Origin of the sequence: Marinobacter sp. 1-3A, assembly GCF_016597775.1 — a bacterium.
In the GTDB taxonomy this organism is placed as follows: Bacteria; Pseudomonadota; Gammaproteobacteria; order Pseudomonadales; family Oleiphilaceae; genus Marinobacter; species Marinobacter xiaoshiensis.
Genome location: NZ_VCGZ01000002.1, coordinates 160331 through 179658 on the forward strand (window position 1 = coordinate 160331; position 19328 = coordinate 179658).

Here is a 19328-nt window from a genome sequence, read left to right on the forward strand (position 1 = left end):
AGCAACAGATTGGCCCCGGATTCCCTGCAGGAACACCTAATCGCCTTTGTGGAGAAAACGCGAAACCAGATCTTTCAGCCCATGGGACATATTGCTCAGGCTATCACTGCTTTGTTTGGCGGAGCTGGCCTCTTCTTCGCTGTGGTCTGCCAGCTCGGCAATGTTGATAATCTGACGATTAATTTCCTCAGACACCTGATTTTGCTCCTCAAACGCTGCCGACATGCTGATAAAACTGCCAGAAATGTTTCTTATGGATGTAACAATATCCCGCAGCGAGTTCTCAGCTTCGCTCACTTTTTCCAGGCCTTGGCCGGCAACCGCCTCACCATCCTGAGTAGCCTGGACTGCAGCGCCTACCTGCAAGCGAAAATCATCTATTACATCCTGAATGCGCACGGTGGACTCACGCGTGCGCCGGGCCAGCGACCTGACCTCATCCGCAACAACCGCAAAACCACGACCCTGCTCTCCGGCACGGGCTGCCTCAATGGCCGCATTCAGGGCCAGCAGGTTAGTTTGATCCGCAATGTCTGAAATCAGGCTGGTGGCCTCACCTATGCTTTTGGTGGATTCCCCAAGCCTGCTGATGGCCTGACCAATCCCGTTTACACTGGTCACCAGCTGCTGAATGGCCACAAGTGCTTCCGAGCTGCGCTCACTGCCTATCACCGCTAGGCGATCTGCTTCTTCCGCCTCGTTGGCATTGCTCAACATGGAGCTTGTGACTTCCTGAATGGACGCCGTCATTTCTGTGATAGCAGAGGCTACCTGATCTGTTTCAGCACGCTGGCGCCCAATGGCCAGGGCCCCATCACTTATATACCCATGGGAGGCCCGGGCTTGCTCGAAAAGCAGCTCTGCCTGATCTTCAATTCTTGCAAGAGCAGTACGCACTCGGGCTTCTTCACTAATCAGCAACATGGCCAACTGGGAGAAAGTTCCAGCCTCACCGCTGTAGGTACGAGCGACGACAGGGTCATGGAATGCATCCGGGCGAAGCTCCAACAGCTTTCTAAGCCGGCCTGTAAGGCCTTTCTGGAACAGGAATGCAGCCAAAAGATGGCCCGTTACAATCAGCCCAGCCGCTAACCAGGTTTTCTCAAACCCGAGAGCAACAACGCTCAGTGCCAGCGATAAAATGAGTGGCCAGGCTGTTTTCAGTGTGGATTGGACTCGGCTCAACTTGTGCCGGATGGGCTTGCCGGCAACGATTCGTGGATAGAGCTTCTCAGCCCTTGCTACGTCTTCACGAGCCGGCTCTACCCGCACCGACTCATAGCCCCTCACCTGGCCGTTCTCCCGGATTGGGGTCACATAGGCACTCACCCAATAGAAATCACCGCTCTTTGTACGGTTTTTAACCAGGCCCATCCAGGCCTTGCCCGCTTTGAGGTATCGCCACATGTCGCCAAATACGGCCTGCGGCATATCGGGGTGGCGAATAATGTTGTGAGCCTGGCCAATCAGCTCAGCCTCGGAAAAACCACTTATCTCCGCAAACTCTTCGTTGCAGTAGGTGATAACGCCTTTGAGATCGGTGGTAGTAATAAGCCGGCCACCCTTGCGCATTTTTACTTCACGCTGGGTTACGGGGAGGTTTTTGCGCATAAGTTGGTCTGTTGCTCAGTGCAGGCTGGAGTATAGGTCGCTACACAATATAGATTCACCCAACTCATTGATATTGGTCAAACGTAAAACAGAGTAACAGGACTTATCCATCCGCCCCATGGCTGGGGCGGAATTTACCTACTTATGCAGTTCCGGCAAGCCGGGCACGGGGGTGGAGGCGCGCATTCACCCAGAGCGAAAAGGCGATAATGGCACCACCCAGCGCAAGTTTCAGCAGGTCGGCATCACGGTTCCAGATCACAAGGTTTACCACCAATCCGGCAGGCACCAGCACGTTATTCATGATAGCCAGCGTGCCTGCATCCACTTTGCAGGCGCCACGGTTCCACAGGAACAGGCCGGCGCCGGAAGCCGCCAGGCCCAACCACGTCAAAACGCCCCATTGCAGAGCCGTTGAAGGCAAACGCTCGGCATTGCCAAATATCATGAACGACGGCAGGGCAATAATCAGCGCACCGATAAAGAAGTAACCGAAAGTACGGTATGCGGGTATATCCACCGGATAGCGCTGCATCACGTGCTTGTAGCCCACCTGCCCCGCCGCAAACGTGAAGTTGGCCACCTGCAGCAACAGGAAGCCTGTAATGAAGTCTTCACTCAACCCATCATAACGAATAACGCCTGCGCCAAATGTTGCGATTGCAGCAGCGACAAGTGCCACCGGGGAGAACCGCCGGAACAATGCATCATCAAGCAGGGTGACGTAGAGCGGTGTAAATATGGTGAACAGCAGGACTTCCGGGACTGTCAGGTAACTAAAAGAGCGATAAAGGCACAGGTAGGTGATGCCAAACTGCAGCATGCCTGTTACCAGCACGCCGAAGCGGAGCCCTCCCGGTACACCGCGCCAGCGCGTGAAAGGTAAAAAGATAAGCGTTGCCAGCAACACGCGGCTGAGCACTGCAAAATCGCTGTCGACCTGACCGGCCAGAAACTCGCCAATCAAGCTGAAAGAAAAAGCCCAGAGGATCGTTACAAAAACCAGAAGCCCCATACTGCACGCCACTCGAAGGAATTGGACGGGTACTTTAACGGGTTTTAAAGTGAGTTTCAGTGCCTTTGCGCGACAAATCCCTATAACGCGCGCACTGACGAACGGGTAGGATATTTCGCCCGCAATTCAACCACTCATGCCTAACAGCACCAGCTATCCGGATCAGCACTCTATGGATGAAGCCGACCAGCCACTACCGGAAGTTCGCAAATCCCTCCTCTCGCGAACACTGACCGAATGGAAAACCCTGGCAATTCTCGGCGGGCCTATTTTGATTGCCCAGCTAGCTCAGATGGCCAACGGTGTTATCGACACGGTGATGGCGGGCCATGCCAGCGCAGAAGACCTGGCGGGCGTGGGAATAGGCAGTAGCCTCTGGGCACCGTTGTTCCTGTTATTCATGGGAATGCTCGGCGCACTGCAACCCATCATTTCCGGCTACAACGGCGCGCGTACACCGGAAAAAATAATGCCGGCTACGTGGCAGGGCCTCTACATTGCGGGGGTAGGGGCCATCATCATGACTCTGCTGCTCACCAATGTTCACCCGGTTTTGCAAGGGTTGAACCTTGAGGCCAATACCGCGCGCATCACCCAGGGCTACCTGGATGCTTTTGTCTGGGGAATTCCAGCACTCCTGTTAATGGCTGCGCTTCGGGGCCTGACCGATGGTCTGGGACACACTCGAGTGATTATGGCGTTCTCACTACTGAGCACGCTAATTAACCTGCCACTGAACTATATTTTCATTTACGGCAAGCTCGGGCTGCCCGCCATGGGCGGCATTGGCTGCGGTTGGGCAACCTCTATTTCCAATGGCGTTGCTGCGATTGCACTGCTCGTATACCTGAGCCGCAGCAAGATATTCAAAAAGTTTCATCTGATTGCAGACTGGGCCAAGCCCAATCCCGCCTTGATTCGCTACGTGTTGAGCATTGGCATACCCATCGGGTTCACTATTTTTGTAGAAGTCAGCATGTTCTCGGTGATCGCGTTGTTTCTTGCGCCGCTGGGGCCTGTGGTCGTTGCGGGACATCAGGTTGCCCTGAACGTTGTCTCCTTGTTGTTCATGCTGCCTCTGAGCATTGGCATGGCCCTTACCCTGCGAGTCAGCTTTCTTATTGGCGCTGGTGCCCCGGATACAGCCCGACTGATTTCCCGCAGCTCACTGATTCTGGCGGCCATGACAGCCCTGGTGTTTGCCACCCTGTTGTTTACATTCTCACAAGGCGTTTCAGCGCTCTACACCAGTGATGCAGCGGTTCAGGCAGTGACAGTAAGGTTGTTGATGTTCGCAGCTATTTTTCAGGTGGCAGACGTCATTCAGGTAACCTGCATCAGCGCCCTGAGAGGCTATAAAGATACGAGTATTCCCTTTTTGATCATGTTGTTTTCGTTCTGGGGTGTGGGTTTGCCGGTAGGTTATATGTTGACCTTTACTGACCTGCTGGCGCCGGCAATGGGGGCTGCCGGTTTTTGGGTAGGGCTGACTGGAGGACTGGGTTGCGCCAGTGTGCTGCTTGGGTGGCGGTTGTTTCGCTATCGACCTGCAACCGGCGCGCCGTTAGCTAGCTAGTTCCGGGTTGGCCGCTGGCATGGTATCGGAAAACACTACCCGATCCCGCCCTGCCTCTTTGGCCTCGTAGAGGGCTCCATCGGCCCGCTCCAGCCAGCTGCCGACGCTTTCACCGTGCTTTAGCAGCGCGACCCCGACCGACACGGTGATTGGGCCACCCGGGTGCGTCATCTTTTTCCGCAGGATGTGCTGGAGATTATTCATCACCGCAACCAGCCCGGCACCATCAACGCCAGGCAGCAAAAGTACGAACTCTTCGCCTCCATAGCGGAAAAGTTCATCGGATTTTCGCGTGCTTTGTTGTATCAACCTCACCAGATCAATGAGAACCTCATCGCCTACTCCGTGGCCGTACTCATCGTTCACCTTCTTGAAGTGGTCTATGTCCAGCATAACCAGCGCATAAGGTATGCCCGTACGTTCTGCATGGGCCGCGGCCAGATCAAGCTCTTCATCCATGGAGCGCCGGTTTTTAACACCGGTCAGAGGATCAATGGTCGCTAACTGTTCCAGACGCTCTCGCTGACTGTTCGTGCGCAATGCAAAGGCATAAGCGGTCGCACTAACCACCATGGCAGTTGCCGTAAAGGTCCACTTCTGAATATCGTCCTGAAACACATCGCCTTGAAGCACTATGACACCGATTGATGTGAGGTTGAGAAGTGTTGCAACCCGTGGGCTGACCAGGAAAAAGGTTGTAACAAGACAAGGATAAAGCCAAAACAGCCCTACCTCACCAACCACCATAGCTACAACAACGGCCCCGGAACAGGCAATAACGGCAAGAACCATCCCGGAGCGCCGCGTGTCACCAGTGATCCACGCATACGCCATACCGCCAAAGATGGTCAGCACAAGAGTGGTATCTATTGCTCCCGCAACAAGATCATCCTGCAAGAAACGCATGATCGCGAATGGGGTGATACCCAGGAGGGAAGTGGCTCCCAGAATAGTAATAATCGACAAACGAAAATCGGCTCTTAAGCGCTTCAACATGCTTGGTATCTTCCGGTCAGGCAGAGCTTGCTCCCCAAGCATAATTCAGTACGGCCCGATAAGCTCCAGATGCTACGCTTTGTAACAAAATGCCTTAAAAGCGTCATATGAAGCTACAGATATAAATTCCACATACCTCCCTCTGTCTATCGGGAAGGCTGTGTTTAGCGGCTGGGCTTTATCAGTCGTCGTCGCGGGTGCCCTTCGAAAGTTCCAGCCCACACCCAATGCGGGCAAGCTCAGCGAGAACCGCTGCGCGCGTCACAATCCCAATGAGCTTTCCATGCTCCACAACAGGGTAAACTTTCGGCTTACCAGAGCCAAGTTTCTGGGCGAGGTCAACAATCGCCATGTTTGGTGAAATCGCCAAAGGCTCACGGAACATAACATCGTCCACAATCGGGTCACCTTCACAGTGATAGTTACTGACCAGCAAGGCATGGATGCAATCCTGTTCTGAAACGAACCCCAGTATACGCCGCTCCGCATCCACCACTGGCAGCCCGGTTATATGATTTTCAAGCAGTGACTTGACCACCTGTGTCAGCGGCGTTCCGCAACGGATGGGCTCAATATGATTGGACATGACATTGGAGACTTTAAGCGCACACATGGTTAACTCCTTACGGTTTTGATAGCCCAGCAGCAGTAACTGGTTCCTGACCCGATACTCTACTGTAAACATAGACAATTGGCGCCTAATCCTCCATTTTCCACTCTCTGAGTTTACAGATGCCAATATGTGACTAAACTCAACCAGTTATACTCCTTGCGGTTTAAATCACAACATCAAGCCATGGCACAAAAAGGGGAACCCCATGGAAGCCTTTGAAAACATTGTTGGTTCAATTAACGGGCTGGTCTGGGGACCACCCATGTTGATACTGATTCTTGGCGTTGGATTGTTCTTGAGCCTCGGCCTGAAACTCATGCCAGTGCTGAAGATTGGTACCGGCCTCAGGTTAATGTGGTCAGGACGCAGCTCCAAAGACGCAGAATCCGAGGGTGAAATCCCCCCGTTCCAGGCACTGATGACCGCCCTTGCTGCAACCGTCGGAACCGGCAATATCGCCGGCGTAGCAACCGCCATTTTCCTTGGCGGGCCGGGTGCTCTTTTCTGGATGTGGCTCACCGCCCTCGTGGGTATGGCCACCAAATACTCTGAAGCCGTGCTTGCGGTACGCTTTCGTGAAGTGGATGAACGTGGCGTCCACGTTGGCGGCCCCATGTATTACATCCGCAATGGTCTTGGTAAAAAGTGGGCCTGGCTGGGTGTACTCTTTGCGATTTTTGCTGCTATTGCCGGCTTTGGCATTGGCAACACAGTACAAGCCAACTCGGTTGCCGACGTTATGGAGGCCACCTTCGGCCTGCCACACTGGATCTCAGGCGTTATTCTGATGGTACTTGTGGGTCTGGTGCTGATTGGCGGTATCCGCCGCATTGGCCAGGTCGCCAGCGCCCTGGTTCCCCTGATGGCACTTTCCTATCTGGTTGCAGGCCTGGTTGTTCTTGGCATTAATTTCTCGGAAATCCCAAACGCATTTGCCCTGATCTTCGAGCATGCCTTCAGCCCCATTGCAGCAGAAGGTGGCTTTGCCGGAGCAGCCGTGTGGGCCGCAATACGTTTTGGTGTCGCCCGCGGTGTCTTTTCCAACGAAGCCGGCCTGGGTTCTGCGCCAATTGCTCATGCGGCAGCGCAAACCAAAAATCCGATTAACCAAGGCATGGTGGCCATGCTGGGCACCTTTATCGATACCATTATCATTTGCACTATCACCGGGCTGGTTATCATTACTTCTGGTACCTGGACATCTGGCGAATCCGGCGCTGAACTCACCTCCATGGCCTTCGCGCAGGCGCTTCCGGGCATTGGTGATTATGTAGTCGCTCTTGCTCTGGCAATCTTTGCATTTACCACCTTGCTTGGCTGGTCATTCTATGGAGAGCGCAGCGTTGAGTTTCTGTTCGGGGTGAAGGCTATCGTGCCTTACCGTATTGCCTGGATCCTTGCCATTCCTCTTGGTGCAACCGTAAATCTGGGTCTGGTATGGCTGGTGGCAGACACACTGAATGCCATGATGGCACTGCCAAACCTGATCGCCCTGTTGTTACTCAGCCCGGTTGTATTCAAATTGACGAAAGAGCACTTTGAACGAAAAACGGCTGCAGGGTTCTAACACAGTAATAGCTCAACAGGCATCCGGTGCGGGATGAGGTGAATCAAGTGACCCTTGCAAACAGGTCATCCCGCACCAATGATACTCGTATACACTTACTAGATAGTTCCGGTGGGCAGATGCCCGCTGGAAGCTCGAATAAAGCCACTAACAAGTGACACCGAAGGAGAGCAAATATGAGCTTACGTTTAGGCGATACTGCGCCGGATTTCGAACAGGATTCCAGTGAAGGCAAGATTTCTTTCCACAGCTGGCTAGGTGACAGCTGGGGTGTGCTGTTTTCTCACCCGGCAGACTTTACGCCAGTGTGCACCACAGAACTTGGCCTGACTGCGAAACTTAAAGACGAGTTTGCACAGCGCAACGTCAAAGCCATCGCGCTGAGCGTTGACCCCGTTGATTCCCACCATGAGTGGATCAAAGACATCAACGAAACCCAGGGCTGCGCGGTGAACTTCCCGATTATTGCAGACCATGACGGTAAAGTTGCCGAGCTGTACGACATGATTCACCCCAATGCCGACAGCACGCTTACCGTACGTTCGCTGTTCGTGATTGATCCGAACAAAAAAGTTCGTCTGATCATCACTTATCCAGCGAGCACCGGCCGTAACTTCAACGAAGTTCTGCGGGTAATTGATTCTCTGCAACTGACCGACGACCACAAAGTTGCCACCCCGGGTAACTGGGAGCGCGGCGGAGACGTGGTGATTGTGCCATCGCTTCAGGATGAAGATGAGATTGCGAGGCGCTTCCCCAAGGGCTACAAGAAGGTGAAGTCCTACCTGCGGATGACGCCAGACCCCTCAGCTAACTGGGGTGGCGAGTAATCACCAGCGCCAGTGTCTGAATGCAAAAAGCCGGGCAGTTTTCACTGCCCGGCTTTTTTTGTACTGCTTTTTCAGGTTGTGTTCTGGCTTCGATCAGAATGCCGGAACAACGGCACCTTCATACTTTTCTTTGATGAACTCGCGAACCGCATCAGATTTCAATGCATTCGCAAGCTTCTGCATGGCATCGCTGTCTTTGTTGTCAGGACGCGCAACCAGAATGTTCACATACGGCGACTCGGAACCTTCAATAATCAGCGCATCTTCAGACGGGTTCAGGCCCGCTTCCAGCGCGTAGTTGGTGTTGATCAGTGCAACATCCACCTGGCCAAGGATTCGAGGCAAGGTTGCCGCTTCAAGTTCTTTGAAGTCGAGTTTTTTCGGGTTATCGGCAATATCACGCGGGGTTGCAGTGATCTTGCTGCCGTCTTTCAGAGTGATCAGCCCGGCTTTCTGCAGCAATAGCAGTGCGCGGCCACCGTTGGTGGGATCATTTGGAATGGCAACAGTTGCGCCATTTTTCAGCTCATCCAGAGACTTGATCTTGTTCGAATAAGCGCCAAACGGCTCAACGTGAATACCGGCAACCGTCACCAGGCTGGTGCCACGGCCGTCATTGAACTCATCAAGGTACGGCTGGTGCTGGAAGAAGTTGGCATCCATGCGCTTCTGGTCTACTTGTACGTTTGGCTGGATATAGTCGGTGAATACTTTCACATCCAGTTCCACGCCCTGTTCTGCCAGCTGTGGCTTCACAAATTCCAGCAGTTCGGCATGGGGTACAGGGGTTGCTGCTACAGACAGCTTCTCAGCGGAGACCGCAGCGGAAAAAACAGATGCGGCAGCCAGTGCCACCAGGGCTTTCTTAAAGCTCATCATTCACTCTCCTGTTAAATTGAATAACTACTTACGACTGAAATACAGAACCAGACGGTCGCCGGCCATCTGCAGCACTTGTACGAAGATGACCAGAAGCGCGACAGTGATGACCATTACGTCTGTCTGGAAGCGCTGGTAACCAAACCGAATGGCCAGATCACCCAGGCCGCCACCACCAATAACGCCAGACATGGCCGCGTAGGACACGAGCGTGATCGCAGTAACAGTGATGCCGGCGATGATGCCCGGAAGTGCTTCAGGCAGCAAGGCACCAAAAATGATCTGTCGCACGTTGGCACCCATGGCCTGTGTGGCCTCAATGATGCCACGGTCCACTTCACGCAATGAGGTTTCCACCAGTCTTGCAAAGAAGGGCGCACCACCGGCAACCAGAGGCGGAATCGCGCCGGCCACACCCAATGAGGTGCCAATCAACATCACGGTGAAGGGAATCATCACTATCAGCAGAATAATGAATGGCACCGAACGAAGTACGTTAACTACAAACGACAATACGCCGTATGCCAATGGCTGCTCCAGTAGCTGTCGCTTACTGGTTAAAAACAGCAATACACCGATGGGCAGGCCAGCCAGCACACTGAACAGCAGCGACATGCCTACCATTACCAGTGTATCCCAGCTTGCTATACCAATTTCTGGCCAATCCACGTTACTTAGTAAGGCTTCCATCAGCGCAGCACCTCCACGTGTACATCGGCTGCTTCCAGTGCGGTCATGGCCGCCTCCAGGTCGCCACCGATAAGCGAAAGCGTTAGCTGGCCGTAGGGCGTGTCTTTTATGTGATCGATGCGGCCAGAAAGTATGCTGAAATCAACGCCCGACGCACGTGCCACGCTGCCCAGCAGAGGCTGGTAGGTGGATTCGCCCTTGAAGGTCAGCCGCAAAATACGGCCATTGGCCTTTTGCAGGTCTTCCTGCATTTCCTGGCTATCGATGCTTTCGCTTTCAAATACGAAGTCCCGGGTGGTGGGGTGTTTCGGGTGCAGGAAAACCTCACTCACAGGGCCCATTTCCACCACGCGACCACCGTCCATTACTGCAACCCGGTCACATACTCTGCGCACAACATCCATTTCGTGGGTAATCAGCACGATGGTGAGGCCAAGCTCTTTATTGATCTCGGAAAGCAAACGCAGCACCGACTGGGTCGTTTGGGGATCCAGTGCGCTGGTGGCTTCGTCACATAACAGGATGGTTGGTCGGCATGCCAATGCCCGGGCTATACCCACTCGCTGTTTCTGACCGCCCGACAGCTGAGAAGGATATTTGGTGGCGTGATCAGCCAGGCCAACACGATCCAGCAATTCCTGCACCCGATCGCGAATTTCCATTTTGGAATATATACCCGCCAACTTCATGGGGAAGGCGATGTTGTCCGAAACGGTTTTTGAGGAAAGCAGGTTGAAGTGCTGGAAAATCATCCCGACTTTACGGCGGAACGCACGCAATTCGGCAGCGCTGTAGCGGGTGATATTCTCATCATCAATCAGAATTTCACCACCTGTTGGCGGCTCAAGAAGATTGATCAGGCGCACCAACGTGGATTTTCCCGCCCCGGAATGCCCGACAATCCCGAAAACCTCGCCATTTTCAATGGTCATATCGGTTGGGTGCAGCGCGGGGATCGCCCGGCCGTCCACCTGATACGACTTCTGTACCTGGTTAAATACAATCACGGTCAGCGCCTTGTGGGTGCAGGATTAAGGCCGGCGATTATAGACTATTCCCGTGCCAAACCCGAATCCGGATTTCCCCCCACTTTCCGACGCTGACCGCTTCAACAAGGTAGTTAGTGCAAAGCCCGCAACTGTCTCGGATACAGCGCAGCACTGACTTCCGGTTCATCCATAAATCCAGACAGTTCAAGATCAACGTCCATATCCTCACCATGTTCTGGCAGGGGGTCAAACAGCGTGCTGAGCCAGGAGGCGATTGATGGCTCCTCGTCACGCCGGTAATCCGTAGACAACGCCTTGATACGGCGAAAGCCGATGATGCGCTGATGCTTGGGGTCCCGGATCTGTTCAAATCCACGCCAGTAAACATGATCCCGAGTGTGGAGTTGCACAAACAAGGTATCTATCGGCTCGTTTGGCTCACCCTCGGAGCTATCACTTGATGAGGCCTCAAGGCCGTCATCTGCTTCGGTTTCCTTCTTTTTCTCACGAATGGTTGTCCAGGCCGGGTACAAAACCGCCACGGCATCCGCTTCAACATGCTCACGGGCAGCGCGGAGAATCAATCCCCAGCGTGCCTTGTCGGCATCGGTTTCAAGTGAGTTGATGGGCAGGTCATAACTTTGTTCACTGGCCAGAACAATCGCCATCATGGGAGCATCCAGCTCTCCCATGGCTTCTGCCTGTGCTACTGATACCAGTTCTTCGATTGCCATCGGTTGGTTCATAATACGCTCGCCTCCTCGATGCCATCAGGGTGTAACAGGAAGATGATCTCCCTGATACACAGCATAGCCTGATACGCGTAGAAAGATAAACGTGGGGTTTCGATCAACAGATCACAAGCCCGCTGCAGGAAAAGCATTTTCCAGCCGTTCGTAATAGCCAAACCAGGGCGCGGCTTCTTCAAGCTGAGCCGCCAGCTGCAGCAATACGCCTTCACCGCCATGGGGTGCGCCCAGCTGCACACCAACGGGCAGCCCATCGGCCGTCCAGTGCATGGGCACAGACATGGCCGGTGTTCCGGTCAGGTTGGCAAGCTGGGTAAATGGTGTGCGGGCCAGGCTGTCCATCGCAATCTGATCCACCTGGCCGCTACGGTGCAGCACTTTCCCCGCCTTCAGGGCCAACATCAGCTTTGCGGCCATTTTCAGGTGCGCCGGCGTGTCCAGCTCACCGATGCGCGCAGGCAATTGGCCGGTGGTGGGGCAGAGGTAAAGATCGTAGCCCGCAAAAAACGCGCCCAGCGCGCGGGCGAACTCATTCCACTGCTGGCGACGAAGCACATAATCGGACAGCGGCATGGTATCACCCAGCATGCCCATCAACCGTGTATCCAGCTCAAAATCACTGTCTGCAGCACCAAGCTGGCTCCTGGCTTTCGCTATCAAGGCCGACACTTCTCCAAAATAGAGGCCAAGGTAGCAACGGGCCAGCGCCATGCCATCGAACTCCGGCCGGGCGTATTCAACCTTGTGTCCCAGGTTTTCCAGAATCCGCGCAGTTTCCTCAACCGCAGCAACACATTCGGGAGCAACCGCGGTATCGTAGGGTGACGCGGTGAATACACCAATCTTCAGGCTGCCGGGCGACTTCTGCATCAAATCTGCATAGGCTTCGCCGGGGCCTGGAATAACAAACGGATCACCAGAAGCCGGGCCACTGAGCACATCTAACATGGTCGCACTGTCGCGTACCGTGCGGGTAACCACATGATCTGCCGAAGCGCCCGTCCAGGCCTCGCCTACCAAAGGCCCATTGGAGATGCGCCCGCGAGAAGGTTTGAGCCCGAACAAGCCGTTATAAGCTGCAGGGATACGGATTGAGCCACCGCCATCGTTTGCACCAGCCATGGGCACCACACCGGCTGCAGCGGCAGCACCGGACCCACCGCTGGAACCGCCCGGGGTAAGATTGGTGTTCCACGGATTGCGTGATGGCCCCCACAACTCGGATTCCGTCACCGCTTTGAGGCCGAACTCCGGCGTTGCTGTACGTCCCAGAAACACCAGCCCACCCTCACGGGCACGGCGCACAAACTCGGAATCCTGAGGCGCAATGTAATTCCGGAAGCCGCGGCTGCCATAGGTGCAGGGCCGATTACCCTGCTCCTGAGCCAGATCCTTGAGCAACAGGGGCACACCTGCAAATGCTCCTTGCTTTGGAAAGTCCTGAGCCAGGGCTTCTGAAAACTGAGGAAAACAGATGGCATTCAGGGCGCCATTCACAACGGTTGCCCGTTCCACTGCAGCCTCGCATACTTCCCGAGAGGTCACTTCGCCACGGCGGATAAGATCGGCCAGTGCGGTGGCGTCATAACGCAGATATTCAGATTGCTTCATAGCGGCGCCCATTTGTTATTGTGGTGCCCGGAATGCCACGGACACATTGCTTATGTACACAAGATTCGCAAGCTTACGTCAGCTTGCTGCTATTTTCATCCTGACTGTGCTGGCGCCTACAGCAGCGCAGTCAGAGGAAAATCAGTCCGAAGCCGAAAGCACTGATACTGCTGGCTGGACCGCCATTGTGAGGAACTCGCCCTACTGGGTCAGCCAGGGCGTTTACACCAATATCCTTACAATCCGCCGATGGGTTCTGAAGGAATCCGGTTATTGCTCAAACACAGATCGCCACATTCTGTTCGATATGCGCGGGCAATTTTTGGGGTGGATCAGCAATGGTGCTACCAGTGCCGCCACTCAGCAGCGTCTTAACGACACCCGCAAGGCACAGCACGCAAAAGGAGTCACGGATGAATGGATTGCCGGGAGCGCCACTACCAATGGCTACCCGTTTGCATTAGCTTGTGACCAGCCCCACGTAGACCTGGATCTTGCCGTTGGCCGCTATCTGGGCGCCAGGAGCAGAGACCGTGTTTGGGGTGCCTGGGACGACCTCTCCTTCGCCACGCGCGAAAACCCGGGATCGCTACACGATGCGCTGATGTACATAGTTCAGCTCAGGAGCGAGCAAAACCGATATACGTTGCCGGCGGTTTTACCCAGGTATCTGGCCGGGCAAATCCTGATTGAAAGCGGTGGGCAAGCCCGGGCACACTCCCGTGCGGACGCCAAAGGCATTCTTCAGCTGTCTCCCTCCGCCCTGAATGACTGCCAGATCAAGCCGCAAAACTATTGGCACCGGTTGGCCCAGATTGATTGTGCATTGCGCCTGATGCACCAAAACGCCCGCAATCTGCAGCCGGTCTTTAATGAGCGCTTCAGCCACCTGCCGGAGGACAAACGCAACGAGTTGTTTGTACTCTTGCTGGTTCAGGCCTACCACGGCGGCGCGGGGCGCGTGCAAGCGCTTCTTGATGATGAAACACTGGCAAAGCCAGCCGAGTACTTTGCAGCCAACCACGAACGCTTCACCGCAGGTGATATTGCCTTTGGCATGGTGTTTCACAATCTGGGCCGGGACAGACTTGGGCTGGCATCCCTGTATTATGTGGCCGATGTGCAGCTGGCAACAGAAGCCCTATGCCGAACCCCAACTCTTGAATCCGAGGAATTCTGCGCGTGGAAATAGCGTTGCTCCCTGAGAGCCTGAGCCTGTCGGTGGCGATTTTCCTGCTGGCGAGTTCTGTTGTTACTTCAATGATCACCGCCAGTTTGGGCGCCGGCGGCGGTGTTCTTCTGTTGATTCTGATGGCCACATGGATGCCGGCAGCCGCTATTATTCCCGTGCACGGCATGATTCAGCTGGGTTCTAACGGTGGCAGGACAATACTGACCTGGAAGCACATCGACTGGAGAACCATTGCGGCTTTTGCACCCGGCGTTATCGTAGGTGCAGCGGCGGGTGCCTGGTTGCTGGTGAGCCTGCCAGCCTATTTATGGCAACTGGCCATTGCGGGCTTCGTGCTCTACCTGTGCTGGGGACCATCGTTACCAAAAGGCGCTTTCGGCCCGGTTGGTGTTTTTATTGCTGCCGCACTAACCAGCTTTATCAGTCTGTTTGTGGGCGCTACTGGCCCGCTGGTCGCAGCGTTTATCAAGCAGATTCACGCTGACCGGTTTCGCACCGTCGCCACCTTTGCCACTGCAATGGTTCTGCAGCATGCTCCCAAGGCGCTGGTTTTTGGTGTGACGGGCTTTGTGTTTGCGCACTGGCTGCCGTTCATCCTGGCCATGATCGCCTGCGGCTTTGCCGGCACCTGGTTGGGATTGCGCGTTCTGAACTCGCTTAACAATCACTGGTTCAGCAAAGCGCTCAATCTGGTTCTGACCGTTCTGGCTTTACGCCTGATTTGGCAGGCCAGCCTCGCAGCACACTGGTGGGCGTGACGTTATCTTGTTACTGCTCTGGCGCAGGTATAACGACAACCCGGTTGCGGCCTTTTGATTTGGCTGCATAAGCGCCTTCATCGGCGCGGGCAACCACGTCTTTGGGGTCCCGGTCTGTCGGGAGCAGCTCAGTCACTCCAATACTGGCCGTAACGCCAAATATACGCCCTTCGTGCTCTATTTTTAGCGCCTCAACGCCTGCGCGAATGAGCTCGGCAAGGGTTTTGGCTCTGTCCATCCCGCACGCTGGCAGAATGATGCCAAACTCGTCGCCACCCAAGCGGGCAACCGTATCCGACTGGCGCACCGAGTCTTTGAACAGATCGGAAAGCCGACGGAGCATTTCATCACCAAGCAGGTGCCCACCTTCGTCGTTCACCGGTTTGAAGTGGTCAAGATCGATGAGCATTAACACTGAGCTTGTGTCCTGTCGCGGCATATCGCCCAAGCATTTGTTAAGCGATGCGGTGAAGGCCCGACGGTTCAGAAGTTGCGTCAAACTGTCGTGGGTTGCCTCCCAGGACAACCGCTCTTCCTGTCGCCGGCGCTCGGCATCATCCCGAAGAACAAATACCAACCGCTCGTTCTGCCGCCCCTGGCGGATATGAATCATGCTGAGGTCTACGTCAAACAGGTCGCCGTTAGTGTTGCGAAGGGTAACGTAAAGGCTGTCCAAATCATCCCGGGCAAGAAACCACTCGTGGCTGAGGGCCTGATCCTCGTGGTCGATGCCCACCAACTCAAATACATTTTTACCAATATATTCCCCACCGGCACCCAAAAAATGGGCCGCGGCTTGATTCGCGTAACGGATAACGCCGCCAGTATCGGCCATTAAAACGCCGTCCTGCATCACACCCAGTATGTTCTCTGCCCTCTGCTGCTCGTCTCGTAGGGCTTCTTCTACTTCCAGTTCGTGGGAAATATCCCGGACTACCGTGATGGTACCCATAACCTTTTCCGGCGTTTCAAGGATTGCGGTCATTACCTGACACCAAACCGGAAGGCTGGAATTTGGCCCCTGCAACTGAAAGCGGCCACGGAATACTTCCAGTTTTTCAAGCGCCTGCTGCCAACCCTGAATGACCGCATCACGATCATTTTCAGAGACACAATCAAATAAATGAGAACCTGAAAGTTCAGCCAAATTCAGGCCAATAATGCTTTCAAATTGCGGGTTCACGAACTCGATGCGCCCAAGAACATCCGCCTGTACGATGCCAATGGGTGCCCCTCGGGTGAGTGACCTGAAAAATGCTTCCCGTTCGGCAAGAGAACTCAAAACATCATCACGTTCATCCATGACCATGTTGAATATGTCAGCCACCTGGCTTATTTCCGAACTGCCCGAGACCCCCACCGGATTGTTACGCACGCCCAGATGACGCTCACGTACCTGCTGCCCAAGCTCACCCAAAGGCGCCATCAGGCGACGGAAGCGCCACATGGCCACCGGAACAACCAGCAGAATCACCACCAGCAAAATCCAGAGGAAGGCATCCTTGATGCGGATAGCAGGCGCGTAGGCTTCCCGAGCGGGCCAGACCGCGGCCACAAACCAGGGCACCTCAGACATTTGTTGAACCGACAGGATAATACTCTCACCCTCAGAGCTACGGGTTCTGGCGGTGCCGTCAAATCCACCCATCGCATCTTGCAGCAGGGGGTTCGCATCGCTTATCGGCCGCATAACTTCACCAGTCCGGCCATTGGCCAGAACCATCCCGCCACGGGTTACGATGGCCAAATAGCCCGTTTTGCCAATGCGGATATCAGAGAATTCTTCAATAAGGTGCTCACCCGCAAGCGATATTGCGCCCCCGAGCATGCCAATAAACCGCTTGTTGTGATCAAACAGAGGGACCGCCACCATGACAGCAGCTCTACCTTGGTAGTGGGAGCGGTAGGGTTCACTGATGAGAGGGGCAAGTTGCTCAGAGGACATGCGAAAGTAGGAACGGTTGCTGACATCTGTCCCGATCATCTTCAAAGTCTCGGGATTTTCCGCAATCACCTTACCTGTCGCATCAATCAGGTAAACACCATCAAACAAGTGCTGCAAGGCCGTTTGGCGACGCATAAGAATTTTTGCACGCACTTCAAAAGCCGCTTCACTCATGGTCAGGCTTTCAGCGACGTGGCTCAATGCATCGAGACGCTGCGACAGCTTGTCGTCCAGTTCTCCGGCAACGAGCTGCGCAATGGTTTCAACCTGGGTTGCCGCCTGCTGCTCAAGCTCCGATCGGCTGAGAAGCGCGCCTGCAAGCGCAACCAGCAGCGCCGTCAAAACAACAAAGCCCACAACGAGAAGCACCGCCCGATTGACCAGGCTACCCAGCCAACGATCAATTAGCACAGCAGATTTTCTCGGTTCTGCAGCGATTGAATGTTAATGGCAAGGCCTCCGGATTCGAATCAGGTCATTCAGGCAAACAAGCTCCTCGACGCCTTAATTCTAACAGAGGCTTGGGAGACGGGGGATTACAGACCGGAAATAGGCGCAACACCCTGCTCGGGCAATTATTGGCCCAGACAGCAACTTCTCGCTCAGAGGCTGAGCATAAGCTTGCCCACCGCAGTATGGAGCCTTATCTGGATTCGTCTACTCACTGTTTTAACAGCACTTTTCCAACTTGGCACGGGCTTTGTTTACATCTGCTCGTCCACGGAACATCCAGGGACTTTTATTCATTCAAACGTCACGGAGCAGACTATGCCAACTCCTTGTTATATCTCTATCGAAGGCAAAACCCAGGGTAACATTACCGCTGGTGCATTCACTTCCGACTCTGTAGGCAACATCTACGTTGAAGGCCACGAAGACGAAGTGCTGGTTCAGGAATTCAGCCACGTCGTTACCGTTCCTACCGATCCCCAGTCCGGTCAGCCTTCCGGCCAGCGTGTACACAAGCCATTCAAGTTCACCTCTGCGCTGAACAAGTCCACACCGCTGATGTACAACGCTCTGGCTTCTGGCGAAATGCTGCCAAAGGTTGAGCTCAAGTGGTACCGCACGTCTGTTGAAGGCAAGCAGGAGCATTTCTTCTCCACCATCCTGGAAGATGCCACCATCATCGACATCAACTGCACCATGCCACACTGTCAGGACGCAGCCAGCGCTGACTTCACCCAGCTGGTTACCGTTTCCCTGTCCTACCGCAAGGTAACCTGGGAGCACGCAGTTGCAGGCACTTCCGGTGCTGACGACTGGCGTTCGCCAATCGAGGCGTAAGTTTCGATTTGGTTCTAAAAGAGAGGCTCCACGCCTCTCTTTTTTGCATTCCAACTATCAAAAGGAAGTTGATAGTGAGCAATACCAATTTATCTGAAGAAGATGTCTCAGCTGTAAAAGCAGTAATCACTGCCTTTTACGGTGAGCGCATCGCAAACCGTTTTCATGCGGGCAGCATTACGCCAGAGACGCTACAGCTTGTTGCTCAATTAATAACTGAGACTGAAGTGTGCAGCCAATGGATCGATGCTGTCCCAAACCCAAAAGACATACTTTCTCCCGCAAATGGCATTCGAAAATGGGCCATCAGGGTTATTCGAGCTGCAGGCGAGCCATTTGCAAAGGGCCACATTAAAATCAGCCTTACTTGCAAACTAACTCGTGGACTACAATTCAGGAGTTTGCTGGAATCCTCTCTCAGATAAGACAAGGAAGCCTGAATAAATGAAACTCATCAGCACAGCTATATTTTTACTGTTTTTATCGGGCTGCAGCTCGGTTCAGCCGATATCATTTTCGCCAAGTCAGGATTACTCGGTGTCTGTGGGTTCTTCTTTATTCGATGCAGTGCGTATTGACGTAAATGACACATCTTTCTTCCGTGAAGGAAAGGCCCTTGGGTTCATCCGCATTGAACCTGTCCCCGAAGGCTTCGGGTCAGCGGAAGCTTTTCTGAACGAGCTCAAGCTCAGCTCTGAATCAGCATCCACGAATACAACGCCATTGAATCTCCCATCTGGCTTCACGGGGTTCGCAGCAAAAAACCGTAATTACGTTACCGGCTACCTATTCAGCGAAACGCACTCCGACTCAATTCTTATTTTCAGCTTCCCTGAGGGTGACTTCGACGAAATCGTCAAGACAGTCTCGGCCGGAATTTAATACGCCGCCTTCAGACAAACCGTCACCACTTATTTTTATTTGGTGACGGTTTGTCTGACTCGTCGCCGAGAATCGAGTAAATTGGCAGGTAATCTAACGAAACCGACTTACCTGATCATGAGGCGCGTAGTCCTTCGA

The 19328-nt window shown here is 54.2% G+C and carries 18 protein-coding genes; 8 read left to right on the top strand and 10 right to left on the bottom strand.

Annotated features, from left to right (window positions below; genetic code table 11):
* Window positions 1-36: 36 nt before the first annotated feature.
* Together FE848_RS03925 and FE848_RS03930 are read right to left on the bottom strand one after the other, a co-directional pair.
* Window positions 37-1611 (bottom strand): methyl-accepting chemotaxis protein, encoded by a 1575-nt coding sequence (locus FE848_RS03925; protein WP_200201444.1) that lies wholly within the window; start codon window positions 1609-1611, stop codon window positions 37-39.
* A 142-nt stretch (window positions 1612-1753) separates the two neighbouring features.
* On the bottom strand, window positions 1754-2626 hold the full coding sequence (locus FE848_RS03930; RefSeq protein WP_200201445.1) for a carboxylate/amino acid/amine transporter: 873 nt from the start codon (window positions 2624-2626) through the stop codon (window positions 1754-1756).
* Between the two features lie 172 nt (window positions 2627-2798).
* Here FE848_RS03930 and FE848_RS03935 point away from each other — a divergent pair, with 172 nt between their 5' ends.
* On the top strand, window positions 2799-4202 hold the full coding sequence (locus FE848_RS03935; RefSeq protein WP_200201680.1) for an MATE family efflux transporter: 1404 nt from the start codon (window positions 2799-2801) through the stop codon (window positions 4200-4202).
* On the opposite strand, the gene FE848_RS03940 is transcribed toward FE848_RS03935, so the two are convergent.
* Window positions 4191-5198, bottom strand: coding sequence for a GGDEF domain-containing protein (locus tag FE848_RS03940; RefSeq protein ID WP_200201446.1), 1008 nt, complete (start codon window positions 5196-5198; stop codon window positions 4191-4193). The two genes, FE848_RS03935 and FE848_RS03940, sit on opposite strands and share 12 nt — an antisense overlap.
* A 181-nt stretch (window positions 5199-5379) precedes the next feature.
* Window positions 5380-5811 carry a CBS domain-containing protein gene (locus FE848_RS03945; protein ID WP_200201681.1) on the bottom strand — a complete coding sequence of 144 codons (432 nt, stop codon included), beginning with the start codon at window positions 5809-5811 and terminating at the stop codon, window positions 5380-5382.
* A gap of 205 nt (window positions 5812-6016) precedes the next feature.
* Between FE848_RS03945 and FE848_RS03950 the strand changes: the two genes are divergently transcribed.
* Both FE848_RS03950 and FE848_RS03955 read left to right on the top strand, forming a co-directional pair.
* On the top strand, window positions 6017-7378 hold the full coding sequence (locus FE848_RS03950; RefSeq protein ID WP_200201447.1) for an alanine/glycine:cation symporter family protein: 1362 nt from the start codon (window positions 6017-6019) through the stop codon (window positions 7376-7378).
* A gap of 176 nt (window positions 7379-7554) precedes the next feature.
* A complete protein-coding gene (locus FE848_RS03955; protein WP_200201448.1) occupies window positions 7555-8208 on the top strand; it encodes a peroxiredoxin in 654 nt (217 codons plus the stop codon).
* A 93-nt stretch (window positions 8209-8301) separates the two neighbouring features.
* Here the strand turns inward: FE848_RS03955 and FE848_RS03960 are convergent, their stop codons facing one another.
* The 5 genes from FE848_RS03960 to FE848_RS03980 form a co-directional block, all read right to left on the bottom strand.
* Window positions 8302-9084: a MetQ/NlpA family ABC transporter substrate-binding protein gene (locus FE848_RS03960; RefSeq protein WP_200201682.1), complete on the bottom strand. Its 783-nt coding sequence runs from the start codon at window positions 9082-9084 to the stop codon at window positions 8302-8304.
* Between the two features lie 27 nt (window positions 9085-9111).
* Window positions 9112-9777, bottom strand: coding sequence for a methionine ABC transporter permease (locus FE848_RS03965; RefSeq protein WP_200201449.1), 666 nt, complete (start codon window positions 9775-9777; stop codon window positions 9112-9114).
* The gene (locus FE848_RS03970) at window positions 9777-10784 is read right to left on the bottom strand and encodes a methionine ABC transporter ATP-binding protein (protein WP_200201450.1); all 1008 of its coding nucleotides are present in this window, start codon (window positions 10782-10784) and stop codon (window positions 9777-9779) included. The genes FE848_RS03965 and FE848_RS03970 overlap by 1 nt, the downstream gene beginning before the upstream one ends.
* Before the next feature lie 113 nt (window positions 10785-10897).
* A complete protein-coding gene (locus FE848_RS03975) occupies window positions 10898-11512 on the bottom strand; it encodes a hypothetical protein (protein WP_200201451.1) in 615 nt (204 codons plus the stop codon).
* A gap of 111 nt (window positions 11513-11623) precedes the next feature.
* Complete coding sequence (locus tag FE848_RS03980; protein WP_200201452.1) at window positions 11624-13126, bottom strand: amidase; 1503 nt, start codon at window positions 13124-13126, stop codon at window positions 11624-11626.
* Between the two features lie 52 nt (window positions 13127-13178).
* On the opposite strand from FE848_RS03980, the gene FE848_RS03985 reads away from it, so the two are divergent.
* Window positions 13179-14318: a transglycosylase SLT domain-containing protein gene (locus tag FE848_RS03985; protein ID WP_200201453.1), complete on the top strand. Its 1140-nt coding sequence runs from the start codon at window positions 13179-13181 to the stop codon at window positions 14316-14318.
* Window positions 14309-15076 carry a sulfite exporter TauE/SafE family protein gene (locus tag FE848_RS03990; protein WP_200201454.1) on the top strand — a complete coding sequence of 256 codons (768 nt, stop codon included), beginning with the start codon at window positions 14309-14311 and terminating at the stop codon, window positions 15074-15076. The genes FE848_RS03985 and FE848_RS03990 overlap by 10 nt, the downstream gene beginning before the upstream one ends.
* Window positions 15077-15086: 10 nt before the next feature.
* Here FE848_RS03990 and FE848_RS03995 read toward each other — a convergent pair whose 3' ends face one another.
* On the bottom strand, window positions 15087-17432 hold the full coding sequence (locus FE848_RS03995) for a GGDEF domain-containing protein (RefSeq protein ID WP_200201455.1): 2346 nt from the start codon (window positions 17430-17432) through the stop codon (window positions 15087-15089).
* 357 nt (window positions 17433-17789) lie between these two features.
* Here FE848_RS03995 and FE848_RS04000 point away from each other — a divergent pair, with 357 nt between their 5' ends.
* From FE848_RS04000 to FE848_RS04010, 3 genes are all read left to right on the top strand, one after another.
* Entirely contained in the window at window positions 17790-18308 is a 519-nt protein-coding gene (locus FE848_RS04000) for an Hcp family type VI secretion system effector (RefSeq protein WP_200201456.1), read from the top strand.
* Between the two features lie 74 nt (window positions 18309-18382).
* Window positions 18383-18733 (top strand): hypothetical protein, encoded by a 351-nt coding sequence (locus FE848_RS04005; RefSeq protein WP_200201457.1) that lies wholly within the window; start codon window positions 18383-18385, stop codon window positions 18731-18733.
* Window positions 18734-18752: 19 nt separating this feature from the next.
* Window positions 18753-19190 carry a hypothetical protein gene (locus tag FE848_RS04010; protein WP_200201458.1) on the top strand — a complete coding sequence of 146 codons (438 nt, stop codon included), beginning with the start codon at window positions 18753-18755 and terminating at the stop codon, window positions 19188-19190.
* Window positions 19191-19328: the final 138 nt, after the last annotated feature.